Raw genomic sequence first — 25,313 nt, 5'->3', positions numbered from 1 at the left:
ACAGCAAACATTGCTCAGCATGTTTCTAGATTAGCTTTAACTAGAGTGGCATCAAATGCCCACTCTGCCAAGCCCCAAGCTTAACAAACATGATGTGAACAGGCGCTTAGCCTCATTCATAAACATCAGTGACATGCGTTTACAAAGCAAAAGCGAGCAATTATAAACCTGCATTGCTCAACTTTTCATCTATAATTACGCTACTCTCCATGTGTATTTGAGGTTGGATTGATCAAACACTTATTAAAACAATCAAAGCAATCTGGCTTAGAAGAGATTGAACACGTTAAATTTCTGATTATTTCTAAAATCGCCTATTTCGCGTTGATTGTTCATGTCTTGCTGATCCCCGTATTTGCTCACATAGGTGCAAATACGCTTGCTTTAGTGAATATTTTGAGTGTGCTTGCTTGGGCAAGCGGCATCTTTTTAATTAAGCAAGGACTAACTTCGCTAGCACTTAGAGTATTTTGTCTTGAAGTAATTATTCATGCAGTAATTGTCTGTGCCACCCTTGGCTTAGGCGCAGGGTTCCAGTTTTACCTTTGGACTGTGTCTTGTATTTTAATGATCGATTATCAATTAACCTTTAAGCGTGCAGCTTTATATAGCTTAGTGATGATTGCGATATTCGCCCTGCTATATGTATTTTTTTCAGATGTTCAGTACAGCTTTGCTTACCCAGAATTACTACCACATGTAAATGTAATCAATATTATTATTGCCGGTTTACCTATGGTCTATGGCATGGGTCTAATTAGAGAAATCACCTTGTCGCAACGGGTTGAGTTAACAGAAATGGCAGCCCGCGATCCACTCACTAAGCTCTACAATCGCCGTTTTGCAAAAAAATTAATCACTGCTGCACATCAAAAAAGTATTGAGCAAGAGAGCAGTCTTTGTATTGTTATGGCTGATATTGATAAGTTTAAAAGTATTAACGACAATTACGGCCATGATAAGGGAGATACAATACTCATTAATATTGCGAAGCTAATTCACCAATTCATTAATGATGAAGATATAGCGGTACGCTGGGGTGGCGAAGAGTTTTTAATTTTATTAACCAACACTGATGCAAAACAAGCCTTCGCAAAAATTGAAACTTTACGTATCAAAATCGCCGAACTAAAAGCGCATCATGAATTCCCCGATCTCAATGTCACTATGAGTTTTGGGCTTATTGAATGGCAACCGCTCGCTTCAATAGAAAAAATGCTGCAACACGCCGATGAAGCGCTGTATAAAAGTAAGCATGCAGGGCGCAACCAAACAACTATTGCTAAAGGCCATCGCCCTGCTTTCAAAGATGCTGATGCGGTTAATTAACCGCATCGATAGTGATACTGTGGGCAATCTCCTGCGGTAATAATGGCGTTAAACCATTACTGACATAATCGTTAAACCCGGCACGATAAAATTCTGACAATGGATGCCCCGACTGCCCACCCGGAATAGCCATGATCGCTTCATCTAAGTGCCCAGGTTGAACAATAAAGCGCTGTGAAGCACCAAAGCTACGTCCTTGCACCGAAGGCATAAAGGTATCACCAACCCCTGGTGCTGTTGGCATATTCAATAAACTTTTAAGTGCGGGTATTTGCTTGGCAAATGGGTGCTCAATCACTAATTCGTTAACCTTGCCCCACTTCCAGCTGTGCGGGTTGTTACCGTATTGCTCGGTTAGTTTAGTGATAACGCGATCAAAAGCTCCTATCATTTGTTGTTGCCAGTTTGCATACTCAGGGTTTAACCATGCTTCAGGCTGCGCTTCGATAAGTTGCCAAACAGCAGGCTCTAAGTCTCGTTTTACTGGTTTTAAGCTACTATCGAGAGCTTTTAGCTTATTCTCTAACGGGCTAAATAAGCCGTTAATCACTTCACTGCGGTAGCGCTTTACTAAGGTGTAGCCAATTGAGTCGCTACAAGCACACGCCTGCCAATTATTTAGCTCTTTTAAATACAGGGCATATTTATCGCCTGCAGTGCTAAGCTGTTTGACCAGCAGTTTATGCCAAGCCGTTAAGAAACGCGCTTCGTTATCATGTTGTAAGTCATAAAAATCTTGTTCGTTGAACTGTTGTTTTTCAAATAAGCGGTCGCGAATTTGTGCCGAGCGAGCCCCCATGGCATAAGCACCATTACCAAAGCGCTGGTCATCCTCTGCGGAAACAACTCGTGAGTTGCCCGTCCATAAACGGCCACTTTCTGGGTTTTTAACAAATGGACGCTGGGTTTCGTTTTCGTGCCACTGTGCAGGATACGCTTGCTCAGCCACAGCTAATTGATGGGGCTCTTTACGGGCAGGCACGGCTCCCATATTCTTCCAAGCTGCATTACCTTTATCATCAACAACCATCAGATTTTGTACAGGAATACCCACCTCAGCAGCAAGCGCTAGTGCATCATCAACCGTGTTTGCTTGCTCAAGCTTAAGTAACTCCATATCAACCGCATACTCATGGTGGGCAACCCAACTTAGCGCATAAGGTTTGCCGTTGATTTCTGTAACTGGGCCATACTCACTCATGGTTAAAGCGTAATTTTCGCTGTTGCCGTCATTGAGTAAGATAGGTTCATCTATCTGCCAGGTTTTCTCTTTACTCTCAAGAGCTATCCAGTCGGCTGTATCTAGATAACCATTGGTGAATCCCCACGCTATTTTATTATTGGTACCAACAACAATGGCAGGAGCCCCAGGTAGTGACACACCGGTGATTTGCTGCATTTCACCATTGAGTGGGTAATTGAGCTGGGCTCGGTACCAAATGATTGGCACAGCAAACGATAAATGCATATCGTCAGACAGCATTGCAGCACCTGTTTCAGTTAACTGTCCAGTAACCGCCCAGTTATTACTGCCAAGTTCCTTTCGGTCTGCAATGTCAGTCATAGCCCATTGAGCGTCTTTGAGATTAGGAATACCGCCGTTATAAGGCGCTAATTGGCTATTATCGAGTGCCGCTTGATAAAGGCTAGGCTGAGTAATAAAGTCAACCATCGCCTTACCATATAAATCTTCGATTTCGATCAGTGTTTTGTCGCGCTCAAAGGTGGCCGTTTGTAAATCTAAATACATACTAAAAATGATTAGTAAGCTGTCTTCGCTTTGCCAAGGTTTTGCTTCAGCGCCTGTGAGTAAATATTCAAAGCTATCGAAACCCACTTGCGCATGGCCTTCATTAACCCCATTCGCGTACGCTTTTAATAGCGCTTTATCTTTAGCAGGTAACTGCGCGACAGCAATCTGACTGCGTTTACGTAACTGATGAAAGCGCATTTTTTTATCAAGCCCAACGGCTGCTTTACCAAATAACTCACTAAGCTCACCTGCAGCATTACGGCGCAGTAAATCCATTTGAAAGAATCGGTCCTGACCATGAGCAAAACCAAGAGCATAGGCTGCATCTAATCGGTTTTCGGCATGAATAACAGCCTGTCCTAAGGTATCTCGCTCAATCTTAACTGATTGCGAAATAGCGTCGCTTTTACCGCGACCATCAAGTGCCGGTAAACTTAAGTTTAATACGCCATAAACAAGCCCCGTTGCGAGTAACATTACAACGAACAAACCTATTAGTAACCATTTGATTATCTTAAACATGCCAATTATCCTTGCGCTAAAGTAACACTATATTAACCTGAGTTTTGTGAAAGAATAGTGTTGCGATACAAATAATTGAAATTAGGTTTATAGATTTGCTGTTCATTGTTAATTACCACAGAAATTGTCTATAGTAGGTAAATAGTATAAAACCTGATATTTCTCATGCCGCTAGCGACCGAAACAGATAATAAAAAACTACAAAAACTGAAGCTAGCCTTCTGGTTTTCACTTGCCTGGATCATCGTGATTGGTCTTGTAATCGACCAAATTAATTACAGCCGCGAGAAAGATGCTTTTCGTGCACAGGAACTGGCAAAAGTAAGTGCCTATCGTGCAGAGCTCGAAGCAACCTTAATATCTAACATTCAACTTGTGCGAGGGCTTGCAGTTGCTGTAGCTGCCGAACCCAATTTAGACCAAGCCCGCTTCACGCAAATTGCCAGCCCTTTATTTTCAACGTCTTCAGAGCTTAGAAACATCGGCGCGGCCCCTGATATGGTTATTCAGATGACTTATCCTCTTGTGGGTAATGAGAAATCTATCGGGCTAAACTTTTTAGAAAACCCAGCGCAGCGTGACGACGCAATTAGAGCACGAGATGAAAACCGTATTGTTATGGCCGGCCCCTTAGAGTTGGTGCAAGGTGGTCAAGCATTAATAGCAAGAATGCCCGTATTCACTCCACCAGAACTCACTTTTTGGGGGCTCCTCTCTGTTGTTCTCGACATAGATAAAATCTACACAAACTCGGGGTTAATCGCGCTAAGTCAGCATTATGATGTTGCCCTACAAGGCAGAAATGGCCTTGGTGCTAAAGGTGATTTTTTCTTCGGCTCTAAGGACGTGCTCAATACCAACCCTCTGAGCTTTAGAATTAACTTTCCAGGTGGTGAGTGGCAGATGTACGCCACACCAAAATCTGGATGGCAGCCACCAAGTTCTGCTATTTGGCCGCTAAGACTGGCCATTATTTTATTCTGTATCTTGTTTGCTGGCGCCTCTGTATTCTTTTTACGCATGGTTGAAAGACAGTACAAAAGCGAACGTATGTTAGAAACTATGAGTAGCCTTGCTAAAGTCGGCGCTTGGTCTTTTAATCTAGAGACAAGAACCGTCTATTGGTCTGATATGACCAAGCAAATTTTTAAGTTTCCTCTTAATGTACAACCAGAGTGGCCTGCTAACTTTACACATTTTAAGGCTGGTGAAAGCCGGGATAAAATTCGTCGCCTTAACGAGCGTGCAATCAAGTATGGTGAGAGTTTTGAGACTCAAGTGCAAATCATCACTGCTGAAGGTGATGAAGTTTGGGTGCTGCTACATGGTGAAGCCGAGCATAAAAATGGCCGTTGTATAAAGCTTTTTGGTTCACTACAAAATATTGATACCCGTAAGCGAGGTGAGATAGAAAACAACAAAATAGCCTTACATAATGAGATTTTAGCCTCTCTTACCGTTAATGATGCTGTACTGACGGGTAACCTTAACTTATCTAAACATGTGATTGTGCAAGCAATTTGTCACGCATTTGATATTGATCGCGCGAGTATTTGGCTATTTAGTGACGATCGCCAATCGCTCAATACCTTTGCTATTCACGACCAAAGTCAGCCTGAATTTAGCGAGCCGATTTCACTGCAACAATTTGAATTTCAAAATTATTTTGATGCCATTAACAATCACGCTGTAATTAACGCCAGTGATGCTCAGCAACATCCACTGACTAGTGACCTACGTAGCAACTACCTTGATTGGTTTAATATACGCTCAATGCTGACAGTGATCATTCCTACTGGTAGCAAAACAATGGGAGTTGTGTGCGCCGAAAAATGTCATAACCGCAGACATTGGAGTAAAAATGAAGAAAGCTTTTTAATCGCAGTTGCGGCACTCATTGGTAGTTTACACGCAAGTCAGCGCCGTATAGAGACCGAACAACAACTCGTTCAAGCAAAAGAAGCTGCTGAACAAGCAGTAAAAGCCAAAAGTGAATTTTTAGCAAGCATGAGTCATGAGATCCGCACCCCTATGAATGGCGTGATCGGGATGCTCAATATCATCAAACAAACCAAACTAGACACCCAGCAAAACCACCATATAGATTTGGCGCAATCATCGGCTGAATCACTATTGCATATCATTAACGATATTTTAGATTTCTCCAAAATTGAGGCCGGTAAGCTCGATATTGAAAATGTTAGCTTTAATGTATCAAAACTACTTGGCGATACTATCGAATCGTTTGCCATTAAAGCAGAACAAAACAATACCAAGTTGCTGCTAGATACCACACACCTTAATCACGGCTTTATCATTAGCGACCCTAATCGGATTAGGCAAATTATCAATAACCTAGTTAGCAATGCGGTTAAGTTCACGAAAGATGGTGAGATAATTGTTATCGCCAAACTCGAAACAAACAACGAAGAATTGTTCTTGAACTGCTCTGTTATTGATTCAGGTGTAGGTATTAAGCCTGAAAAACAAGCCGCTCTATTTGACTCATTCACGCAAGCTGATGCATCAACTACACGCCAATACGGCGGTACAGGGCTTGGCCTTGCAATAGTAAAACAGCTGTGTCAGTTAATGGATGGTGATGTCAGTGTGGTTAGTTCATACGGGGAAGGCAGCACCTTTAATTTTACTGTAAAAGTTAAACGTGATCATACAAAGCAAGCGCCAGAGCCAAGCCACATTATAGATAAAAAGCATATTTTAATTGCTGATAATTGTAAGCTCAGTATCAATATTGCCAAAAAGCAATTACAACTATGGGGGGCTGAGGTCGAGACCTATACTGATATGCCAAGCTTACTCAATCGTGCTGCAATGCCAACCGATAATGGCTGCGATGCAATTTTAGTGGATTATCTTTTTTATAGCAGCGCAACAAAAGAGCACCAACAAGCATTCTTAAAATACTTTAATGCCACCAGCTGTAAACGAATTTTAATGGCCCCAATGAGCCTTACTGAAAAACAAACGAGACAAACATTAAAAGTTGAGAGTATTATCTTTAAACCATTAACGCAGTCTGATTTATTTAATTCACTGGCGAACGACAAATACATTGAACAGCAGCAGGTTAATAAAGAAGCCTTAATAACCAAGGTCGTGACCAGTAGCGATAATACTGAGTCGCAAGTCTTGCTGGTTGAAGATAATAAAGTGAATCAGATGGTGGCAGGTTCGTTGCTAAAGCAAGCAGGCATTAGTTTTGATATCGCTGAAAATGGCCTTGAAGCGATTGCAAAACTTTCAAGCCGAGAGCAAAGCCCCTACCAATTAGTGTTAATGGATTGCCAAATGCCAGAAATGGATGGTTACCAAGCAACGCGAGCCATTCGGGCAGGTGAAGCAGGCGCAGCTCATCAGGGGGTTAATATCGTCGCACTCACTGCAAATGCGATGCAAGGTGACAAAGAGCGTTGTTTAAACGCAGGTATGAACGACTATGTCACCAAACCCCTTAAATTTGACTCGCTCAATAAAAAGTTAACAGTGTGGCTAAGCACTGAAGAATAAAAAGAGAGTAAAACCATGCAATTATCATCAATTCAACAACGTGTTATTGGCTGTTTACTCGAAAAGCAAAGTACAACACCCGAACATTACCCGTTATCTTTAAACTCACTGACTAATGCATGTAATCAAAAATCTAACCGTGAGCCAGTATTGTCTCTCACTGAAGCGCAAGTACAAGATACCCTCGATGAGCTTATTGCATCACGGTTAGTCACTGTTGATGAAGGGCTGTCAGGGCGTGTAAATAAATATGCTCACCGCTTTTGTAATACCGAATTTGGCAGTTTGCAATTTACTGAGCAGCAACGCGCCATTATCTGTTTGTTACTGTTACGTGGCCCGCAAACACCAGGCGAACTGAGAACTCGCAGCAACCGCCTCGCTGAGTTCAGTAACGTCAATGAAGTCGAAGCCGCATTAAATGCACTTATAGAGCAAGAACATGTGGCACGCTTAGCACGAGAGCCTGGCAAGCGAGAGAGCCGCTACATGCACTTATTTGTTGACCCAGACAACATTACTGAAGAAATGGCTGCTAAAGAGCCTGTTCAAGGTAACAGTAGTGAAGTGCAACAATTACGAAGCGAAATCGAAGATCTTAAGCAACAAATTAACGCAATAAAAGCGCATTTAGGTCTTTAATAAAAACCGCGCCCGTAACATAATGTACAAGACGCTGACAACCACAACGAAAATAGGAGCTCTACCATGCGTGCCGACATTCTGGCGGAAATGAAAGTCCAACCAACTATTGATGTAAAAGCGGAAATCACCCGTCGTGTTAACTTTCTTAAAAGCCGACTTATTGCTGCGCACTCTCGCTCACTTGTATTAGGGATCAGTGGCGGTGTTGACTCATCAACCTGTGGCCGTTTATGCCAATTAGCGGTTGATGAATTAAACCAAGAACATAACACGAACGAATATCAATTTATTGCTGTGCGCTTACCTTACGGCGTACAAGCAGATGAAGACGAAGCACAACTAGCCGTAGATTTTATTCAACCAAGTAAGCGTATGACGGTTAACATTAAAGCGGCTGTTGATGGCATGCATGAACAAGCAATGGCAGCTGTAGTTGGTGGTGGTGCTGAATTACCAGAGCAAGCTAAAATCGACTTTATCAAAGGTAATGTAAAAGCACGCCAGCGCATGGTTGCGCAGTATGAAATTGCCGGTTTCAGCCAAGGCTTAGTTGTTGGTACCGATCACAGTGCTGAAAACATCACTGGCTTCTACACAAAATTTGGTGACGGAGCATGTGACTTAGCACCTTTATTTGGTTTATCAAAGCGTCAAGTTCGTGCGCTTGCTGAGCACTTGGGAGCGCCAGCTGTACTTGTGCATAAAGCCCCAACGGCCGACTTAGAATGTGATCGCCCAGGTCTAACTGACGAAGAAGCGCTTGGCCTCACTTACGATCAAATTGATGATTTCTTAGAAGGTAAAGAAGTCAGCAATGAAGTAGAAGAAAAGCTAACAGCAATTTACTTACGTACTCAACATAAGCGCCAAGCGATCCCAACGGTATACGACGAGCTTTAAAAACAGTTAAAACACTAAAAGGGCAATAATCATTGCCCTTTTTCCTTCCTCGTACAGACCCTTAGCAATATTCAAAACCTTCAATCACTCATTATCGGCCGCGCTAAATGATCTAGAGCGCTATGCTTGACGTAAAAGTTAGCAACATGATTGCAGTAAAGATGAAATAGTTCTGTAATTTGGTTTATAGTTGTTACAGTTAAGTACATTACATTTCAAATCAAAAATCTAAGGTTTTATATTAGTTTATGTCATCGCCCATTTTAATTACTGGCGCAGGCCAACGTATTGGACTCGCTCTGGCCGAGCACTTTTTAGCGCAAGGGCAAGAAATCATAGTCACTTACCGTACCCGCCATGAAGCAATTGATGTGCTTGCAGGTAAAGGCGCTATTTGCATCCATGCTGATTTTAATAGTGACCAAGCTATCGGGCATTTTATCGAAGAATTAAAAACCCATACCAACCAGCTCAAGGCAATTATCCATAATGCGTCTAGCTGGGATTGCGAAGCAAATAACCACGATTACGCAGACCTATTCGATAACATGATGCGTATCCACGCCAAAGCGCCCTATTTAATTAATTTAGCAGCTTCTGATTTGCTACTGCATTATCAGCAAAACAGTGGCCAAGCCGCAGATATTATTCACTTAACCGATTACGTAGTTGAAAAAGGCAGCCCTAAGCACCTTGCTTATGCAGCAAGCAAAGCAGCGCTTGATAATTTAACCAAGTCGTTTGCCGCTAAATTTGCACCAGCCATTAAAGTGAATGCTATCGCCCCTTCGTTAATTATTTTTAACGAACACGATAGCGACGAATACAAAGCCAAAACATTAAAGAAATCGCTAATGGGCATTGAGCCCGGCTGCGCCGAGATTATTAACAGCGTAGAACTATTACTAAGCAGTCACTACATCACAGGTCGTTCTATGCCTGTTGATGGTGGCAGACATTTAAAATAACGAATTACTGAGAAAGCTATGCACGATGATTTAAAAAATAGTTACCAACAAATAATTACCGCAGTAGGTGAAGATCCTGCTCGTGAAGGATTACTCGACACACCAAAACGCGCAGCAAAAGCGATGGAGTATCTGACTAAAGGCTATCGTCAAACGTTAGACGAGATCACCAACAATGCGGTATTCACTTCAGATGCCGATGACATGGTCTTGATCCAAGACATTGAGCTTTACTCTATGTGTGAGCACCACTTGCTGCCATTTGTTGGCCGCTGCCATATTGCTTATATTCCTGATGGCAAAGTGCTTGGTTTATCTAAGTTTGCGCGAATTGTTGACATGTATGCGCGCCGTTTTCAAATTCAAGAGCAATTAACCCATCAAATTGCTAAAGCGGTTGAAGAAGTAACTGGCGCGAAAGGTGTTGGTGTAATCGTTGAAGCAAAACATATGTGTATGATGATGCGCGGCGTTGAAAAGCAAAACTCAAGCATGCGTACATCGGTTATGTTAGGTAACTTCAGAGCCGACCCAAAAACCCGTAACGAGTTTTTACAACTAGTTAGAGGGTAATGATGGCCAATGCAATTATTAATGTCACTAATCTCAGGCTACGAACCTTTATAGGTTTTAACCCTGAGGAACGTGAGAAAAAACAAGATGTAGTGATTAACTTAGAAATTCACTACCCTGCTGATCAAGCTTGTGAAACTGACGCAGTCGATAAAGCGCTAAACTACAAGACCATTACTAAAGAAGTGATCAGCCTTGTCGAAGAAGGCCACTTTTTGCTGTTAGAAAAACTGGTTGCTGAAATTTTAGCAATTTGCCACCAGCATCAAAGTGTTCACTATGCCAAAGTACGCGTCGATAAACCTCATGCGCTGCGCTTTGCAGATTCAGTATCACTGACCCTTGATTGGCAAAAAAGTTAAAATAACTTTTCTAGCCCTACCGCAAAGGCAAGCACAGCTAAATAACGTGCGCCTTTGCCTAGGCTCACGAGTAACAAAAAGATTGAAAACTTAACCCTAAAAATTCCGCCAACAACCGTTAAAGGGTCGCCGACAATAGGCAGCCAAGCAAATAGCAAACTGTAAATACCGTATTTATTAAATTGCTGTTCGGCTTTGTCTATCGACTTTTGTGAAACGGGAAACCATTTACGGTCTTTTAATCGCATAACCTGCGTGCCCAGCCAATAATTCACACAGCTCCCGAGCACATTACCCACAGTCGCACTTAGCCATAACAGCCAAAGTAGATAGTCACCACTGGCTATCATTGCTGTCATCACTAATTCTGAAGAACTAGGTAATAAGGTTGCGGAAATAAACGCGCTGAAAAATAACGATAAGTAGGCCATAAACATCACATAAAAAAGCTCAGCAAATGGCTGAGCTTTTAGTATATGGCAATTAGTTTACTTTATAAATTCTATCGCCATAGGGTATTTAACTTCTTTACCATCATTGGCTTTAATCGCCGATACTACCACCATAATCAATGAGAATAGCGCTACTAATGGCAGCAGGATGACTCCAACGACAACAAACATCAGCATAAAGCACACAATGTAAGCAATCATCATGGTTAATTGAAAGTTTAATGATTTGCGACCATGCTCAGCAACAAGTGGCATTTCTTCTTTTTTTACAAGCCAAACAATCAAAGGCCCAATCACCGAACCAAACGGGAAAAGCAAGCCAGCTAAGGCACTTAAGTGACAAAACATTGCCCACGTGCGCTGCTCTTTATCTGCCACAATTATTTCAACTTTTTGATTATCATCCATTTTAAATTCCTTGTTATGGGTCTGTTTGTTTCTCTACTATAAACCGTAATGACTTTTTACCCTAGTTAAATTGGTTAAATCTAAAACTCTCAACCAGCAAAAAAGGCTGTAATCAACGTTGTGATAAAAATGTGATAACTTCGTGAGGGTTTCTGGATATTGCTATTCGATACTGGTTTTGAATCATCAAAAACAGGAATCTCACATGAAAGCTTTACCTTTAACTTTATTCGCTGCATGCGCAGTAACTAGCCTTGCAAGCCAAGCTGCTGAGCTTGATATAAAACTAACTAACCTCACGCAAGGTTTACACTTTACTCCTATTCTCATTACGGCTCATAACAGTGACAGCAAACTTTTCAGCGTTGCTATGCCTGCGTCTACAGCCCTACAGACTATGGCTGAAGGAGGCAATCTCGAGCCATTAATGACTGAAGCCACAGCCGCAAACAGTGACATGGTTGCCAATCCAGCTGAAGGTCTATTAGCCCCAGCAAGCTCAACGATGGCGAGCTTATCCACCAAGGATGGCAATAACTACTTATCTCTAACAGCCATGCTACTGCCTACCAATGATGGCTTTGTAGGTTTAGATAGTTGGATGATCCCAGCAGAAGCTGGTACCTACACTATTTATCTTAATGCCTATGATGCGGGCACCGAAGCCAATGATGAGCTTGTTGTTGAGGGTTCAGGTATGCCGGGTACGCCAGGCATTCCTGCCGCACCGGGTGGTAATGCGGGTATGAATGGTAGCGGCGTCACCAGTAGCGAAACCAATATGATGGTGCATATTCATCCGGGTAATTTAGGTGACGACGATTTAGAAGCAGGTATGAGTGACCTCGATAACACCGTACACAGATGGTTAAACCCAGTTGCGATGCTAACAGTTACGGTTAAATAGGAGGTTATTATGCGCTTTTCAAAAAGCTTAATTATCCTCGTACTGAGTGCCAGCCTTGCGGCCTGTGGGGATTCAGATAATGACGAGGTGGAAGTAACAGATCCTGTAATGCCCGTTATGAGCTATGAGTTTACAGTACAAGTTACGAATTTAACCAATGCCCAACCATTGTCACCGATTGCAGCCATTGCTCACTCTGAGGGTATGCTTTGGCAAATAGGTGAACCAGCTTCAGCTGCGCTCGAATTAATGGCTGAAGGAGGAGATAACAGTGAATTATTAGCAACTGATTTTGCTATGGCCTCAAGCTCAGCTGAGAGTCCACTCCCTCCAGGTGAGCAAGTCACTTTAATGCTGAGTACTGAGCAGCTTGATTCATTAAAAATCAGCTTAGCGACCATGTTGGTGAATACAAATGACGCGTTTACCGGTCTTAATGCAATAGACGTGTCTTCGTTAGCGGTTAATGAGTCACTGTCTCGCACTAGTTTTGCCTATGATGCAGGCACAGAGGCTAACTCTGAAGCACAAGGCACGATCCCAGGCCCTGCCGACTCAGGCGAAGGCTACAACGAAATGCGTGACGATATTAACCGTGTTGCAATGCACCCAGGTGTGGTTAGTCAAGATGATGGCCTGACAAACTCAGTGCTCACCAGCCAGCATAAGTTTGATAACCCGGTTGCTCGGATCACGATAACGCGGACGCAATAATAATCGCACTCCTTACACAGAAGGTCATAAGGATGTGCCTCTGTGATTTGGAGTGAGCCATGCGCCAAGAAAAATTATTAATCGTCGAAGATGATAGAGCAATCCGCCAACTTATCAGCACACAATTGCACTGCCTAAACTTACATATTGATGAAGCCTCGAGCGCAGAAGCTGCAATAAAGAAGCTTGCCAGCTCAAGTTATGGCTTAGTACTGCTTGATATTAACCTGCCACAAATGGATGGCTTGAGCTTATGTCGCAAAATTAAAGAGCACTACCCAAGTATTGCCGTTATTTTACTGACCGCACTCAGTAGCGATATGGACAGAGTGATTGGTCTGGAGATGGGCGCTGATGATTACATTTGCAAGCCGTTCTTCGCTAGAGAGTTACAAGCACGAATAAAAACGCAATTACGGCATAGGTCACAGCTTATAGCAGCTCAATCACACCATGAAGATAACGCTCAAGCGGCAATCCAGTTGGGTGAACTGCACATTGAATTTGCCAGCCACCAAGCATTTTTAGCTGACCAAGCAATTAACTTAACCGCCACCGAATTTGATTTACTGGTCTACTTTGCCAAACACCCAAACCATGTTTTTAGCCGCCAACAGTTACTTGACCAAGTATGGGGTTATCAACACAGCGGCTACGAGCATACGGTTAATTCCCATATAAACCGTTTACGCAGTAAGTTTGAGCAACATCACTCAGCCAATTTTATCGAAACAGTTTGGGGTGTAGGCTATAAATTAAACCCCGGTCAATTGAGTGCAAACTAATGAAATCAATGACGCTTTATCAAAAACTCGCTTGGTCATTAGTGCTTATTTTTAGCCTGTTGTGCGCACTGGTTTTAAATTGGAGTAAGCAGCTAGAGCAAAGCTCGGTACACCATGCTCAGCAAAATTTGCACCTCCAATTAGCCGAACATTTAGTGCATGATAACCCACTGATCCAGCAAGGTGTGTATGACTATAAGGCACTAGAAAACTTATTTCACACGCTGATGATACTTGGTCCGGCATTTGAATTTTATTTTGTAGATCCAGAAGGTCATTTACTGACTTATTCCGCCAAACCGGGGCAAGTCGTGCGGCAACAAATAAACTTAAGCCCGATACAGCAGCTGCTCGACAACCCCACTGCCACGCCAATTTATGGTGACGATCCACGTAGCAAGGATGGCGTAAAAATTTTTTCGACCGCACCAGTTTATAATCAGCAACAACTGCAAGGCTATTTGTACGTGATAATTGGCGGGCAAGCTTACGATACAACCCTTAAAAACATTAAAGCCAATGATAACCTTTGGCTAGCCGCAATGTGGTTTGTAGCCGCCTTAGTTGCGCTCTTTATTGCGATGTTGCTGTTGTTTCGGTTTTTCACTTTACCGTTAAAAAAACTCAATAAAGAGCTTAATAAAATAGAAGCAGCGAACTACAGCCTAACCAGAATGTCATTGGATTCTAGCTACAGTGCTGATGATGAAATTGGCAATTTAAGCAAAGGCGTCAATGCCATGCTGGCGCGTATTGATGAGCAGTTTCAGTCATTACAGCAAGCCGATAAGCAACGCAGAGAGTTACTCACTCACTTATCACATGATTTACGTACGCCGCTATCTTCACTGCACGGCTTTTTGGAGGTGATCAATAAACCGGATAGCCACTTAAACGAGCCTGAGCAACGTCATTATCTCAACCTTGCAATGGATAACTGCCAGCAACTAAAACAGCTGATTGAACAAATTTTTGAGCTGGCTAATTTAGAGTGCGGCCAAGTGAAAATACAATCCGAGACCTTTAATTTGGGCGAGTTAATTTATGATTGTGTGGCAAAGCTTGCTCTAACAGCGCAATCAGCGGGAATTTCACTCAAAGTTATTCCTGAAATCTGCGATTTTACCGTGACAGCAGACATTGCAAAATTAGAGCGGGTACTTACAAACTTAATCGAAAATGCCATTCGGCACACCCCACATGGCGGTGAAATTGCCGTTAAGGTTAGCCAGCAAAGTGATCAGTTATACGTAGCAGTGTCTGATACCGGGGTTGGTATTCATGAGGATGAACTCAATGCGATTTTCGAACCTCACTATCAGGCTCGTAATAGTATAAAACGAGGCTCAACTGGCTTGGGACTTGCTATTTGCAAGCAACTGCTCACCCTAATGGATAGTGAAATAAACGTAAAAAGTACCTTAGGAAAAGGCAGTGAATTTCGCTTTAATTTAGCTATGCAGGCACCCGCTTAATCACGGATGCCTGCGTTGTTATTATTTTTCGATACCCGCCAAATCGAGCATAAAGGCGTAATATAAAGCGGTATCTTGCAAGCTTTTAAAGCGCCCAGAAGCACCGCCGTGCCCTGCTTCCATGTCGGTTTTGAACAGCAACAGGTTATCATCGGTTTTATATTCACGTAGCTTAGCAACCCATTTTGCAGGCTCAAAATACTGAACTTGAGAGTCGTGTAAGCCGGTGGTGACTAGCATATTTGGGTAAGCCTGCTTCTTAACTTGGTCGTACGGGGAATATGACAGCATGTAATCGTAATAGACTTTATCGTTCGGGTTACCCCACTCGTCATACTCATTCGTTGTCAGTGGCAAGCTGGCATCTAGCATGGTCGTAACTACATCAACAAAAGGCACAGCAGCAATCACCCCTTTATAAAGTTCAGGTGCTTGATTCACAACAGCCCCCATTAGCAAGCCTCCTGCACTGCCACCCATGGCAAAAATATTATCCTTATCACCATACTTTTGAGCTGCTAATGATTTAGTCACATCAACAAAGTCATTAAAGGTGTTTTGTTTTTTCAGCAACTTGCCGTCTTCGTACCAAGGACGACCCAGCATTTGTGAGCCACGGATATGCGCAATCGCAAACACAAAACCACGATCAAGTAAGCTTAATCGAGAGCTAGAAAAGCTCGGATCCATGGTCGCACCATACGAACCATAACCATATTGCATAAGCGGATTCGAGCCGTCTTTTTTGAACTTGTCTTTACGATAAACAAGGCTCACAGGAACATCGACACCATCTCTAGCCGTCACATAAACTCGCTCAGAGGCATAGTTGTCAGGATTAAAATCACCTAATACTTTACGTTGCTTAAGCAGTGTTTTTTCGCCACTTTCTAGGTTGATATCGTAGCTGCTGCCTGGCGTCGTCATACTTGAATAGTAAACACGTAAGTTAGGATTATCTAACTCACCATTACCATAGCTAAAGACCATATAAGTTGGGTCATTAAAAGCAACGACTTGCTCTTGTTGGTTACGAAGGTCGCGAATAGTGATTCGGGTTTGCCCCATTTCTCGCTCTTCATAAACCAAGTGATTATTAAATAACTCAATGCCTTCAAGTTTCACGTTATCACGACCTGCAATTAGCGTTTGCCAGTTAGCTTTATCATGAGCCTTATCGCGGCGCACTTTCATCAGTTGAAAATTAACTGCATTTAAATTAGTAACGATGTAGTACCAATCGCCTAATTTACTGATGTCATATTCAAGCCCAGCTTCGCGTTCAATAAAACGCTTTGGCATTGCTTTGACATCATTGGCATCAATAACCGAAATACCCGATGCACTGGTACTGCCATGACTAATATAGATTTCTTGTTGGTCTTTACTCTTGTAAATACCGGTGTAATAACTAGTGTTTTTCTCTTCGTAAACGAGTTCGTCGTCGGCTTGCGGGGTGCCTAGCGTATGGCGATATACTTGGTAGCCTAACAGCGTTTGTAGGTCCTTTTTGATGTAGTAAAAGGTTTTGTTGTCATTGGCCCAGACGACATCACCTTCTGTACCTTCAAGGCTTTCTGTGAGCATTTTACCTGTGGTTAAATCTTTTACTTTAATTGTGTAAATACGACGACTCACGGTATCTTCGCCATAAGCCAGCAAATTACCATTTGGGCTGACAGCTAAACCAGCTACGGCAAAATAGTCATGATTTTTAGCAAGCTCATTCACATTTAAGATAACCTGCTTATCTTCTCCTAGGCTATCTTTGCTTCGCACATAAACCGGGTATTCGTCATCACCGCGCATTTGTAAGAAGTAATAAAACTCCCCTTTTTTTGTCGGTACGGTATCGTCATCCTTCTCAATACGCCCTTTAAGCTCTTCAAATAGGGTGTTTTGTAGCGTTTGAGTATGTGCCAGTTTGCTTTCAACATACGCATTTTCAGCATTCAAATGAGCAATAACAGCGGCATCTTTGCGCTTATCATCACGCATCCAATAGTAGTTATCGATACGAGTGTCACCATGAATGGTCATTTCATGGGGTATTTTTTTGGCGACGGGTGCTGCAATCTGAACTTGCTCTGTAATAACGGCTTGTTCTTTATTATCGGGGACTTTATTACACGCTGATAGAACAGCTAAAGAGAGTGCTGCAAGGCAAAGTGAATGGCCAACTTTCATAGGGATCCTAAATTAATTTTTATTATTAAGTCCCTAATATAAGTAATTAATCGTGAGTTTATAAGTAGCCTTTGTGAAGCAATGTAAAAAGGGAGCCGAAGCTCCCTTTTATCACTTATTTTTCAAACAATTACTTTTGCTTACGACGACGCATAAATGCGAACGGTGCAGCAAGTAATGTTAACCATGCTAGTGAGCCTGAAGAAGATTTTTTCTTCTCTGGTTCTTCAACTACAACTGGTTGCTCAGACGCTTCATCAGCTAGGTTGTTAACTGTAACAGTTACCATAGCAGACTCTGAAACATTACCTGATCTGTCAGTTGCAACAACTTCTAGTTCAATTGATGTTAAACCAGCGTCATAATCAAGTACGTCTTGATTCATAACTACAACATCACCTGAAGATGTTACTGAAATAGCTGTTGAGCTTGAGCTAATTACAATGAACTCTGTAACAGGGCTTGCTAAATCAGCACCATAAGTTGCTTCTAGCGTACCAATTACCGTACCGTTTTCAGTGTTTTCATCAACAGAGAACTCAGTATCAACAACAACTGGTGGAGTATTCGAGTCTGATTCAGGTGTTGCAGCATACGCTTTAGAACCCGAGTCTGAAAGAATCATGAAGTCTTCACCTGCATTGTATAAAGTAGCTGAAGCACCTGGTTCAATTGAGCTAACAGCTTCACCAGCTTCATCTACAAACATTGCATATACATCACTTGATGCATCTGTGAATGTGTAAGTACCCATTGCAACATCACCTTCTTCAGTTGCAATTGGTGTCCATGTTTCTTCTTCTGTACGGAAACGAACATCTACAGTTGCTCGACCAATGTCATCGGCTGTTAGGCCAAATGCTTCAATACAGCTTTGCATTGTGAGGTGGTTGTTACCGATAATTTGGTAATAATTATCTAAGAAACCAGAAGCACTACCATAGCCGTGAGTAAAGGTAATTGCAGTGCCCGGCTCAACATCGTAGAACCACTCTAACTTACCATTTTGTACTGTAACATCGTAAACACCATCTTGGTCCATATCGAAGTCAGCCATGAAACCACCCACGTAAGAGTGAGTAATTCCCTCGTTTAGCACTAATGTAGTAAGTGTTACATAACCGCTTTCACAAATTTCAGCTGATACAGCAAATGTTTCGATTGATGCGCCTACTAAGTCAAAACGTTGGTCTTCATCAATATCATCAGTCATTACTGTAGGAGCAAATACAGGATCAAGTGCTACCGCACCTGTGTTTGTTACTTCATGTGCAACGCCGTTATCAGTCACAACTGGCATGAAGCTCATTGCCGCATTTGCTTTTGGTAATACGTGATAAACAAGGTGGAATGCTTCATCGCTGCCATCAGAGAAGATTAGCGCACCATCAAGCTCTAGGTTAGTTAAGTCAGCCGTAGCATCTTGAGAACCAATATTTTCCTCAGTTAAAGTCCACTCAGGTAGAGTTGCAGGATCAATCGTCGCTGTCACGTCAAATGACATTGTTTGACCTGCTGGCACTGTAATTGACTCTGGGTAGTCAAGTGAGAATGAACCACGCTCAACATCGTCTGCATAACGTTGTTCAAGAGAAAGTGTGTACACTTGGTCTTCGTTAGAGAAGTTCTTAACTTGAACTGTTTTAGTAAGCTCAACTGTTTCTGATGCGTTTACTAAACCAAACGAAAGCGCAGCTTGTTTGGTATCTGCAGCCCAAGCAGCAACCGGTAAGTTAGCCGCTTTGTTTACATCAACAAGACCCGCACCGATATAACTAATTGGTGCAAGCTCAGCGTCTGGGTTAATCGCTAACGGCTCCATAGTTACATTTAGGTTTGCCGTGTTCATTAACGTCGCTTTAATTTCAAACGCGTTACGCTCTGGCAGCGCTTCTTTTAATAAGCTCACCGCACCAGCAGTAATTGGGCCCGAGAATGAAGTACCTGTTGCGCCAGTAAGACCATCACCAAGACCAGGATGAGCAGTCATGATGTTTACACCTGGTGCTGTAATCTCTGGTTTTAACAGCCCGCCCATTGAAGGACCACGCGATGTGAAATCAGCAATCGCGCCAGACATAACAAGACGCTCAACTGTTAGGTTAAATGTACCGCCCGCTTTTAGAGCTGTACCAGCTGCAAACGTTACGCCTACAGAAGGGATAGTAACAGTTGGATCTGAACCGCCCATAGGTGCTGGCGTGCCATCGTCATTATTGTTTGCAATAATAACAAACTCTGCGCCTTTAGCTTGTGCTGCTAATACTTTAACTGTAAATGCACATGCACCACGGTCGATGATAACGCCTTTACCTGTAAAATCTACGTCGTCAGCAAACGCTTCACAAGCCGTTTGATTTGCATCTGGGTACACAAGTTCCAAGTTTTCATTAGTGTAGCTAAATGCCATCTGTGGACCAAAGCTGGCTGGCTGCACAACAGCTTCTTCACCATTAACTGTACCACTACCAACTGATTCTTCACCGGTAGGGTGAGTCATCGCACCCACTGAAAGAGCGTTTTCAGTTGTACTTGGGCCACCTACGATGAATGGATAAGCACCATCATTACCAGCAGAGATAACAACGTTTGTACCAAGTTTAACTGCTTGGTTGATGAATAGGCCAACTGCATCGTTTGCAATATCACCGTAATCGCCACCAAGTGACATATTTACAACATCAACACGGTCGCTCATATCACCGTCACCATTCGGATCCATTGCACTTTCAAGAGCTAAAAGTTGTGCAAGGCCTGGACAGCCACTATTACATACAGAGTAAACAAATAAATCTACGTTTGGTGCAATACCGTTAACAGAGTGAGAAACGTGTGTACCGTGGTTTGTATCTACATCAATAGGATCGGCATCATCGTTAATGTAATCATAACCACCTAATACTTTACCTTGTGGCCAATCAACTGACGCAGGATCAGCAATAGCTGCAGCATATGCTTCGTCGGTACCCGCACCACCAAAGGCTGTATGGGTGTAGTCAATACCTGTATCAAGCACAGCAACGCGAACACCTTCACCTGTTGCTAAACCATTAGATACTAAAGGAGTTGCTTCAATATAGTCAGCGCTGTCAGCGACATGCAATTCATAATCGTATACTGGGTAAATGCCCTCAACTTGAGAGTTCGATAGTAACTTAGCAACATCTTGCTTATTACCATTGACTACGATTGAGCTTACTAGTGTTGATGTTTTAGCGACAACTTGTACAGGCAAGTCCATACTGTTGATTGCTTGCTCTACGCTTGCTTGCGCTACTTTTGCTTGCGCTTGAATTGACGCTACATCCGAGCCCATTGTTTTAGCATTAACTGATGCTGGAGCATTTAACTTAATTAACCAGCTTGTAGCTTCGCGATGAGCTTTTTGTTCTTTTTTAGTTACCGCGCTCGATTGGATTAATTTTTTGCCGGCAAGATTATATTTAGAAAAGTCATTGGCTTGTGCACTAGCGCACATTGCACTGGTTACAGCCAAAGCAACTGCAGTTCTTTTTATTAGATTTTTAGACATGGGTTCCCCTGGGATATGTTATGTTATCGTCTAAATAGTGATTGAAACAAAGTTTCAGAACCAATATAAAACGGAAACCCTAGCAAGAACAACATTTCTGTTACATAAGAATTACATTCAGCTAAAACAAAGAACACTGAGTTTAAGTAACATATTGTTTTAAAATGATTTAAAGATGCAAGCTAGAGTTGTAAACGTTTGTAAATGAACAGTGTGTTGAGTTTTAGTAAATAGAGTATTGAAAATGAATTCAGAAGTAATCAACATTCTTACCATGGCAAAGGTGATTCAAACGGCTGTTGCACCCGTCTTTTTAATTACCGGTATTGCAGCAACGTTAGGCGTGCTTTCAAACCGCTTAGCGCGTATTACCGATCGAGCGAGACAGTTAGAGCGTAAGCTTAAAGTCAGTACCGATGAAGACTTCAATAAGTCGCTGACAACAGAGTTAAGGGCGCTGTTGAAACGCTCTCGCTGCATTCATATCGCATTTAGTTTAAGTGTACTCAGTGCCTTATTAGTATGTGCTGTGGTTATGTGTCTATTTTTATCGCATATCCAATCGATCAACTTAAGCGTGACAATTGCTAGCTGCTTTGTGGCCGCTATGGCGCTGTTGATATGTGGGTTTTTATCTTTACTATGCGAGGTTTTCTTAGCAACGAGAAGTATGCGCCGTGGTATGATCTTCGCCGATATAGATATAAATGATTAGTTAAGATTAACCGCGATACACTTGAATATTATATTGAGCTAAGATACAACTCAGTTAGTTTACTTTTATGACATCTTAAGGGGCAAAAGGAATGAAATTAAAACAATTAGTAGTAGGCGCAATGCTATCTACAATGGCACTAGGCGCATCAGCAAATTCTGTATTTGAAGAGCCAAGCGATGCAATCGAGTACCGTCAGGCAGCATTTTCAATGATCCGCGTACAAATTGGTGACATGGGCGATATGCTAAAAGGCAAAGTACCTTTTGATGCAGAACGTTTTCAAAAGCGTGCCGACAATGCAGCGGCATTATCTAAAATGCCTTGGGAAGCTTTCGTAGCGGGCTCTGATAAGGGTGATACATCTGCACTTGCAGCTGTATGGAGCGACAACGAAACCTTTATGAAAAAAGCAGTTGCTTTCCAACAATATGCTGATGAGCTAGCAGTTGCAGCACAAAGTGGCGATAAAAAAGTAATTGGCAAAGCATTTGGCGCATGGGCTAAAGGCTGTAAAGATTGCCATAAGTCTTTCAAAGACTAGTCTAGTTATGATTTAAACTAAAAAGGCGCTTATTAGCGCCTTTTTTTCATGTTTTGAAGTTGCTACCCAAGCAAATAGCTGAGCGGCTCTGCACCCCAAGTCGTAAATAGCACCACTAAGCACACTGCAAAAATAACAAAAGCTATCAACGGTGATTTAGTGACAGGCTCAGTAACCGCAACTTGCTCACTATTACCCGTAAGCATAGGTTTCACTAAGTTTTTTCCTTTAATGCGGTAAATCACAATCGCTATTACATGCAACACAATGGCATACAACAAAATATCAAAGTTTAAATGATGTAACCAACCGGCAAACTCTACGGTATCTGAGGATACATGCTCGACGAGTGGACCATCCGTTAAGATATCGTCACTGGTCATTAAGCCAGAGGTTAACTGTACGATAAGTAACGCAAAAAAGGCTATCACCATATAACTACCCGCCGCGCCATGACCCGCCTTATGTTCATTGCTTGTAAACGATTTAATTGCGGCGATTGGTGAATGAATCAGCGCAGACAGCTTTGCCGTTTTACTACCAATAATGCCCCAAACAAGACGTGTAATAATAAGCGCTAGAGTGAAGTAGCCTGCAGCAAAGTGCAGCTCCAACATACCTTCTTCAGCACTAAAATAGAGGGTTGCGATGGCCGCAACTAATAACCAATGGAAGCTTCTTATAAAGCCATCCCATACTTTAACTTTAGACATTGTAACTTTCCCTTTAAAAGACGCTAATGATTTCAGCAACAGGCTCGGCTATACATTATTGCAAACTTCAGTTATTTTGACACACCTCTATTTCAGCTGTTTTGATCTGAGCCATAACAACAAACATGAGCGATAAGATGCATAAATCAACAACAAGAGCCTTGCTTAAAGGATTTTTCGACATGCTCCCCTTATGCCTTGCGGTGTTACCTTGGGGAATTTTATGTGGCTCGTTAGCAGTTCAAAATGGCTTCAGTGCTTTAGAAACACAAGCTATGTCGTTATTGGTATTTGCAGGCTCAGCACAACTCGTTGCGATTGAATTAATGGCAGGAAACACGCCGCTTTTAACTATTTTATTTACCACACTCATTATTAGCTCACGGCACTTTTTATATGGTTTAGCTATTCGCCACAAAGTAATAGATCAACCCTTTCGTTGGCGACTGCCAGTGAGTTTTGTACTAACAGATGAATTATTTGCTTTTTCGCATCATCACAAAGCCTACCGCACAAAAGTGCGCCTTATTTACGCGCTAAGTGCCGGCTTTAGTTTTTATATTGCCTGGAATATCTGGACCCTCCTTGGTATTGTCGCAGGAAGCTTACTTCCCGATTTAACACACCTAGGTCTTGATTTTGCCATCGCTGCCACGTTTATTGCTTTAGTTATTCCGGGTGTAAAGAACCTTGCAACACTGGCTACAGTGATCACCGCAGGCGTTGTAGCAACACTATTAAAAAGTCAGGGCTTTCAACTTTGGCTTGTCACCGCGGCTCTTATCGCTATGACGGTTGGTTATCTAATTAGTCGCTGGCAAGCAAAAGAGGAGCATACGCTATGATGATCACCATTTTATTAATGGCGTGTATTACCTTCTTCACACGTTACTTATTTTTGCACCGCGCATTACCATTCAAAGTCGGTCCGAAAATGCAGCAATTTTTAAGTTTTAGCGCCCCAGCCGTACTCACCGCAATTTGGGTGCCCATTGTGTTTATTAATGACGAAGGGATAAATCTAGATTGGCAAAATCCCTATCTAAGCGCTGCTGTTGTGTCTGTTATCGTGGCCTATAAAACACATAACATATACTACACAACACTGGCAGGGATGGGATTGTTTATAATTTTAAGTTAGCTGCGATGCTTAACGCCAAGTAAGAAAAACCATTGATTAAAATTCACCCTTTTAGAAAGATGCCAAGCAAGTTAGAATCAATGCAACAATAATAAAAAGTTATCATTATGAGCGAATTTCACCAACTTTCTGCCACCAGCCTACAAGGCCAAACCGTTGACTTTTCTGATTTTGAAAACAAGGTCGTACTTGTTGTAAATACAGCAAGTAAATGCGGTTTCACTCCACAATATGAAGGCTTACAAGCACTGCATGAAAAGTATCATGAGCAAGGCTTAGTAATAATTGGCTTTCCATGTAACCAGTTTGGTAAACAAGAGCCTGGGGATGCGAAGGAAATTAAAGAAGGCTGCCTAATTAACTATGGCGTTAGCTTTTTAATGATGAGCAAAGTCGATGTGAATGGCGAACATGCTCACCCTGTTTTTAGATACCTAAAATCAGAGTTACCGGGATTTATCACCCGCAAAATAAAATGGAACTTCACCAAATTTTTAATTGGTAAAGATGGCAAGGCCATTAAGCGATATGCGCCACTGACAAAACCTGAACAGCTCGAGTCAGACATCGCAGCTGCACTGGGCAAGTAACAAAGCCTAAAAGCAATAAAGAGGCAAATTGCCTCTTTATCTAAATTTATGCTTAGTCGTTCAAGTACTCGTCAAAGTCGTCATCGCCTAAGTTTCTGCGCAAGCGTTTTTGTTCAAGATAGTCTTCCAACTTCTTCTTTACGCGTTGCTTTTTCTTGTCGTGTTGATTACGCCCGACCATTTCGTACTCGTCTTCAACAAAATCGTCATCTAGCGCGTCATAACTAAATGTCTTACCCACAACCCACTCCATAAAGTGTTTGAGACCAATTCTTGAGATTAAAATTTGCTCGATGAATTGGCAAAGATTAAAAAGCTCAGTAGTAATTTAGTATCTAAAAAACCACCAAAATAAAGCCATACACCCATGCTAAATAGGTCATATGTCAATATTGTGAATAAATAGCGCTAAATTTGATTTCTGAAAAGTGAGAGTTTTTTATCGTTTCGATAAAAGTCATTTATGCATGTGTATTTTTTAGTTAATTTGACTAAAAAATGGTTAAAAAATTATTCCCCGCTATTTTTAAAAAACCATAAAAACACAACAAGACATTGAATTAATTG

The 25,313-nt window shown here is 42.1% G+C and carries 23 protein-coding genes; 16 read left to right on the top strand and 7 right to left on the bottom strand.

From position 1 onward, the window contains the following. Positions 1-228: 228 nt before the first annotated feature. Entirely contained in the window at positions 229-1,329 is a 1,101-nt protein-coding gene (locus L1D51_RS02190) for a GGDEF domain-containing protein (RefSeq protein WP_239962428.1), read from the top strand. On the opposite strand, the gene L1D51_RS02185 is transcribed toward L1D51_RS02190, so the two are convergent. After that, entirely contained in the window at positions 1,322-3,604 is a 2,283-nt protein-coding gene (locus L1D51_RS02185; RefSeq protein ID WP_239962426.1) for a penicillin acylase family protein, read from the bottom strand. The two genes, L1D51_RS02190 and L1D51_RS02185, sit on opposite strands and share 8 nt — an antisense overlap. Positions 3,605-3,769: 165 nt before the next feature. Here L1D51_RS02185 and L1D51_RS02180 point away from each other — a divergent pair, with 165 nt between their 5' ends. The 6 genes from L1D51_RS02180 to folX all read left to right on the top strand — a co-directional run bounded on the left by L1D51_RS02180 (position 3,770) and on the right by folX (position 10,583). Further along, positions 3,770-7,135 (top strand): ATP-binding protein, encoded by a 3,366-nt coding sequence (locus L1D51_RS02180; RefSeq protein ID WP_239962424.1) that lies wholly within the window; start codon positions 3,770-3,772, stop codon positions 7,133-7,135. Between the two features lie 15 nt (positions 7,136-7,150). Next, entirely contained in the window at positions 7,151-7,777 is a 627-nt protein-coding gene (locus L1D51_RS02175) for a YceH family protein (protein WP_239962415.1), read from the top strand. 66 nt (positions 7,778-7,843) lie between these two features. Continuing rightward, positions 7,844-8,680 carry an ammonia-dependent NAD(+) synthetase gene (nadE, locus tag L1D51_RS02170; RefSeq protein WP_054563697.1) on the top strand — a complete coding sequence of 279 codons (837 nt, stop codon included), beginning with the start codon at positions 7,844-7,846 and terminating at the stop codon, positions 8,678-8,680. A gap of 248 nt (positions 8,681-8,928) precedes the next feature. Next, positions 8,929-9,648, top strand: a complete 720-nt coding sequence (folM, locus tag L1D51_RS02165; protein WP_054563698.1) for a dihydromonapterin reductase — start codon at positions 8,929-8,931, stop codon at positions 9,646-9,648. A gap of 18 nt (positions 9,649-9,666) precedes the next feature. Further along, on the top strand, positions 9,667-10,221 hold the full coding sequence (folE, locus tag L1D51_RS02160; protein ID WP_058585381.1) for a GTP cyclohydrolase I FolE: 555 nt from the start codon (positions 9,667-9,669) through the stop codon (positions 10,219-10,221). Positions 10,222-10,223: 2 nt separating this feature from the next. Continuing rightward, positions 10,224-10,583 carry a dihydroneopterin triphosphate 2'-epimerase gene (gene folX / locus L1D51_RS02155; protein ID WP_054554637.1) on the top strand — a complete coding sequence of 120 codons (360 nt, stop codon included), beginning with the start codon at positions 10,224-10,226 and terminating at the stop codon, positions 10,581-10,583. Here folX and L1D51_RS02150 read toward each other — a convergent pair. Then, entirely contained in the window at positions 10,580-11,014 is a 435-nt protein-coding gene (locus L1D51_RS02150; RefSeq protein ID WP_239962413.1) for a YqaA family protein, read from the bottom strand. The two genes, folX and L1D51_RS02150, sit on opposite strands and share 4 nt — an antisense overlap. A gap of 57 nt (positions 11,015-11,071) precedes the next feature. Then, positions 11,072-11,443 carry a DUF4870 domain-containing protein gene (locus L1D51_RS02145; protein WP_054563699.1) on the bottom strand — a complete coding sequence of 124 codons (372 nt, stop codon included), beginning with the start codon at positions 11,441-11,443 and terminating at the stop codon, positions 11,072-11,074. 205 nt (positions 11,444-11,648) lie between these two features. Between L1D51_RS02145 and L1D51_RS02140 the strand changes: the two genes are divergently transcribed. The 4 genes from L1D51_RS02140 to L1D51_RS02125 are packed head-to-tail and all read left to right on the top strand — an operon-like array spanning position 11,649 to position 15,324. After that, a complete protein-coding gene (locus L1D51_RS02140) occupies positions 11,649-12,350 on the top strand; it encodes a spondin domain-containing protein (protein ID WP_239962411.1) in 702 nt (233 codons plus the stop codon). A 9-nt stretch (positions 12,351-12,359) separates the two neighbouring features. Then, positions 12,360-13,064 (top strand): spondin domain-containing protein, encoded by a 705-nt coding sequence (locus L1D51_RS02135; RefSeq protein ID WP_239962409.1) that lies wholly within the window; start codon positions 12,360-12,362, stop codon positions 13,062-13,064. A gap of 59 nt (positions 13,065-13,123) precedes the next feature. Then, complete coding sequence (locus L1D51_RS02130; protein WP_054563702.1) at positions 13,124-13,849, top strand: response regulator transcription factor; 726 nt, start codon at positions 13,124-13,126, stop codon at positions 13,847-13,849. Then, entirely contained in the window at positions 13,849-15,324 is a 1,476-nt protein-coding gene (locus tag L1D51_RS02125) for a sensor histidine kinase (protein WP_239962407.1), read from the top strand. The genes L1D51_RS02130 and L1D51_RS02125 overlap by 1 nt, the downstream gene beginning before the upstream one ends. A 21-nt stretch (positions 15,325-15,345) precedes the next feature. On the opposite strand, the gene L1D51_RS02120 is transcribed toward L1D51_RS02125, so the two are convergent. Continuing rightward, positions 15,346-17,511 carry a S9 family peptidase gene (locus L1D51_RS02120; RefSeq protein ID WP_239962405.1) on the bottom strand — a complete coding sequence of 722 codons (2,166 nt, stop codon included), beginning with the start codon at positions 17,509-17,511 and terminating at the stop codon, positions 15,346-15,348. A 130-nt stretch (positions 17,512-17,641) separates the two neighbouring features. After that, positions 17,642-21,043 (bottom strand): S8 family serine peptidase, encoded by a 3,402-nt coding sequence (locus L1D51_RS02115; protein ID WP_239962403.1) that lies wholly within the window; start codon positions 21,041-21,043, stop codon positions 17,642-17,644. 244 nt (positions 21,044-21,287) lie between these two features. Between L1D51_RS02115 and L1D51_RS02110 the strand changes: the two genes are divergently transcribed. Together L1D51_RS02110 and L1D51_RS02105 are read left to right on the top strand one after the other, a co-directional pair. Continuing rightward, positions 21,288-21,758 (top strand): DUF2721 domain-containing protein, encoded by a 471-nt coding sequence (locus tag L1D51_RS02110; RefSeq protein WP_054554628.1) that lies wholly within the window; start codon positions 21,288-21,290, stop codon positions 21,756-21,758. A gap of 91 nt (positions 21,759-21,849) precedes the next feature. After that, a complete protein-coding gene (locus tag L1D51_RS02105) occupies positions 21,850-22,302 on the top strand; it encodes a c-type cytochrome (protein ID WP_058585373.1) in 453 nt (150 codons plus the stop codon). A gap of 62 nt (positions 22,303-22,364) precedes the next feature. On the opposite strand, the gene L1D51_RS02100 is transcribed toward L1D51_RS02105, so the two are convergent. Further along, positions 22,365-23,015: a cytochrome b/b6 domain-containing protein gene (locus L1D51_RS02100; protein WP_239962401.1), complete on the bottom strand. Its 651-nt coding sequence runs from the start codon at positions 23,013-23,015 to the stop codon at positions 22,365-22,367. Positions 23,016-23,152: 137 nt separating this feature from the next. On the opposite strand from L1D51_RS02100, the gene L1D51_RS02095 reads away from it, so the two are divergent. From L1D51_RS02095 to L1D51_RS02085, 3 genes are all read left to right on the top strand, one after another. Continuing rightward, on the top strand, positions 23,153-23,860 hold the full coding sequence (locus L1D51_RS02095; protein ID WP_239962399.1) for an AzlC family ABC transporter permease: 708 nt from the start codon (positions 23,153-23,155) through the stop codon (positions 23,858-23,860). Continuing rightward, positions 23,857-24,156: an AzlD domain-containing protein gene (locus L1D51_RS02090; RefSeq protein ID WP_063529256.1), complete on the top strand. Its 300-nt coding sequence runs from the start codon at positions 23,857-23,859 to the stop codon at positions 24,154-24,156. The genes L1D51_RS02095 and L1D51_RS02090 overlap by 4 nt, the downstream gene beginning before the upstream one ends. Before the next feature lie 107 nt (positions 24,157-24,263). After that, a complete protein-coding gene (locus L1D51_RS02085) occupies positions 24,264-24,746 on the top strand; it encodes a glutathione peroxidase (RefSeq protein ID WP_054563709.1) in 483 nt (160 codons plus the stop codon). Between the two features lie 52 nt (positions 24,747-24,798). Here the strand turns inward: L1D51_RS02085 and L1D51_RS02080 are convergent, their stop codons facing one another. Then, positions 24,799-24,987, bottom strand: a complete 189-nt coding sequence (locus L1D51_RS02080) for a PA3496 family putative envelope integrity protein (RefSeq protein ID WP_082389337.1) — start codon at positions 24,985-24,987, stop codon at positions 24,799-24,801. Between the last annotated feature and the right edge of the window lie 326 nt (positions 24,988-25,313).

It is taken from the genome of Pseudoalteromonas shioyasakiensis (assembly GCF_022398475.1).
Lineage (GTDB): Bacteria > Pseudomonadota > Gammaproteobacteria > Enterobacterales > Alteromonadaceae > Pseudoalteromonas.
This window is presented reverse-complemented; position numbering and strand designations above follow the sequence as displayed.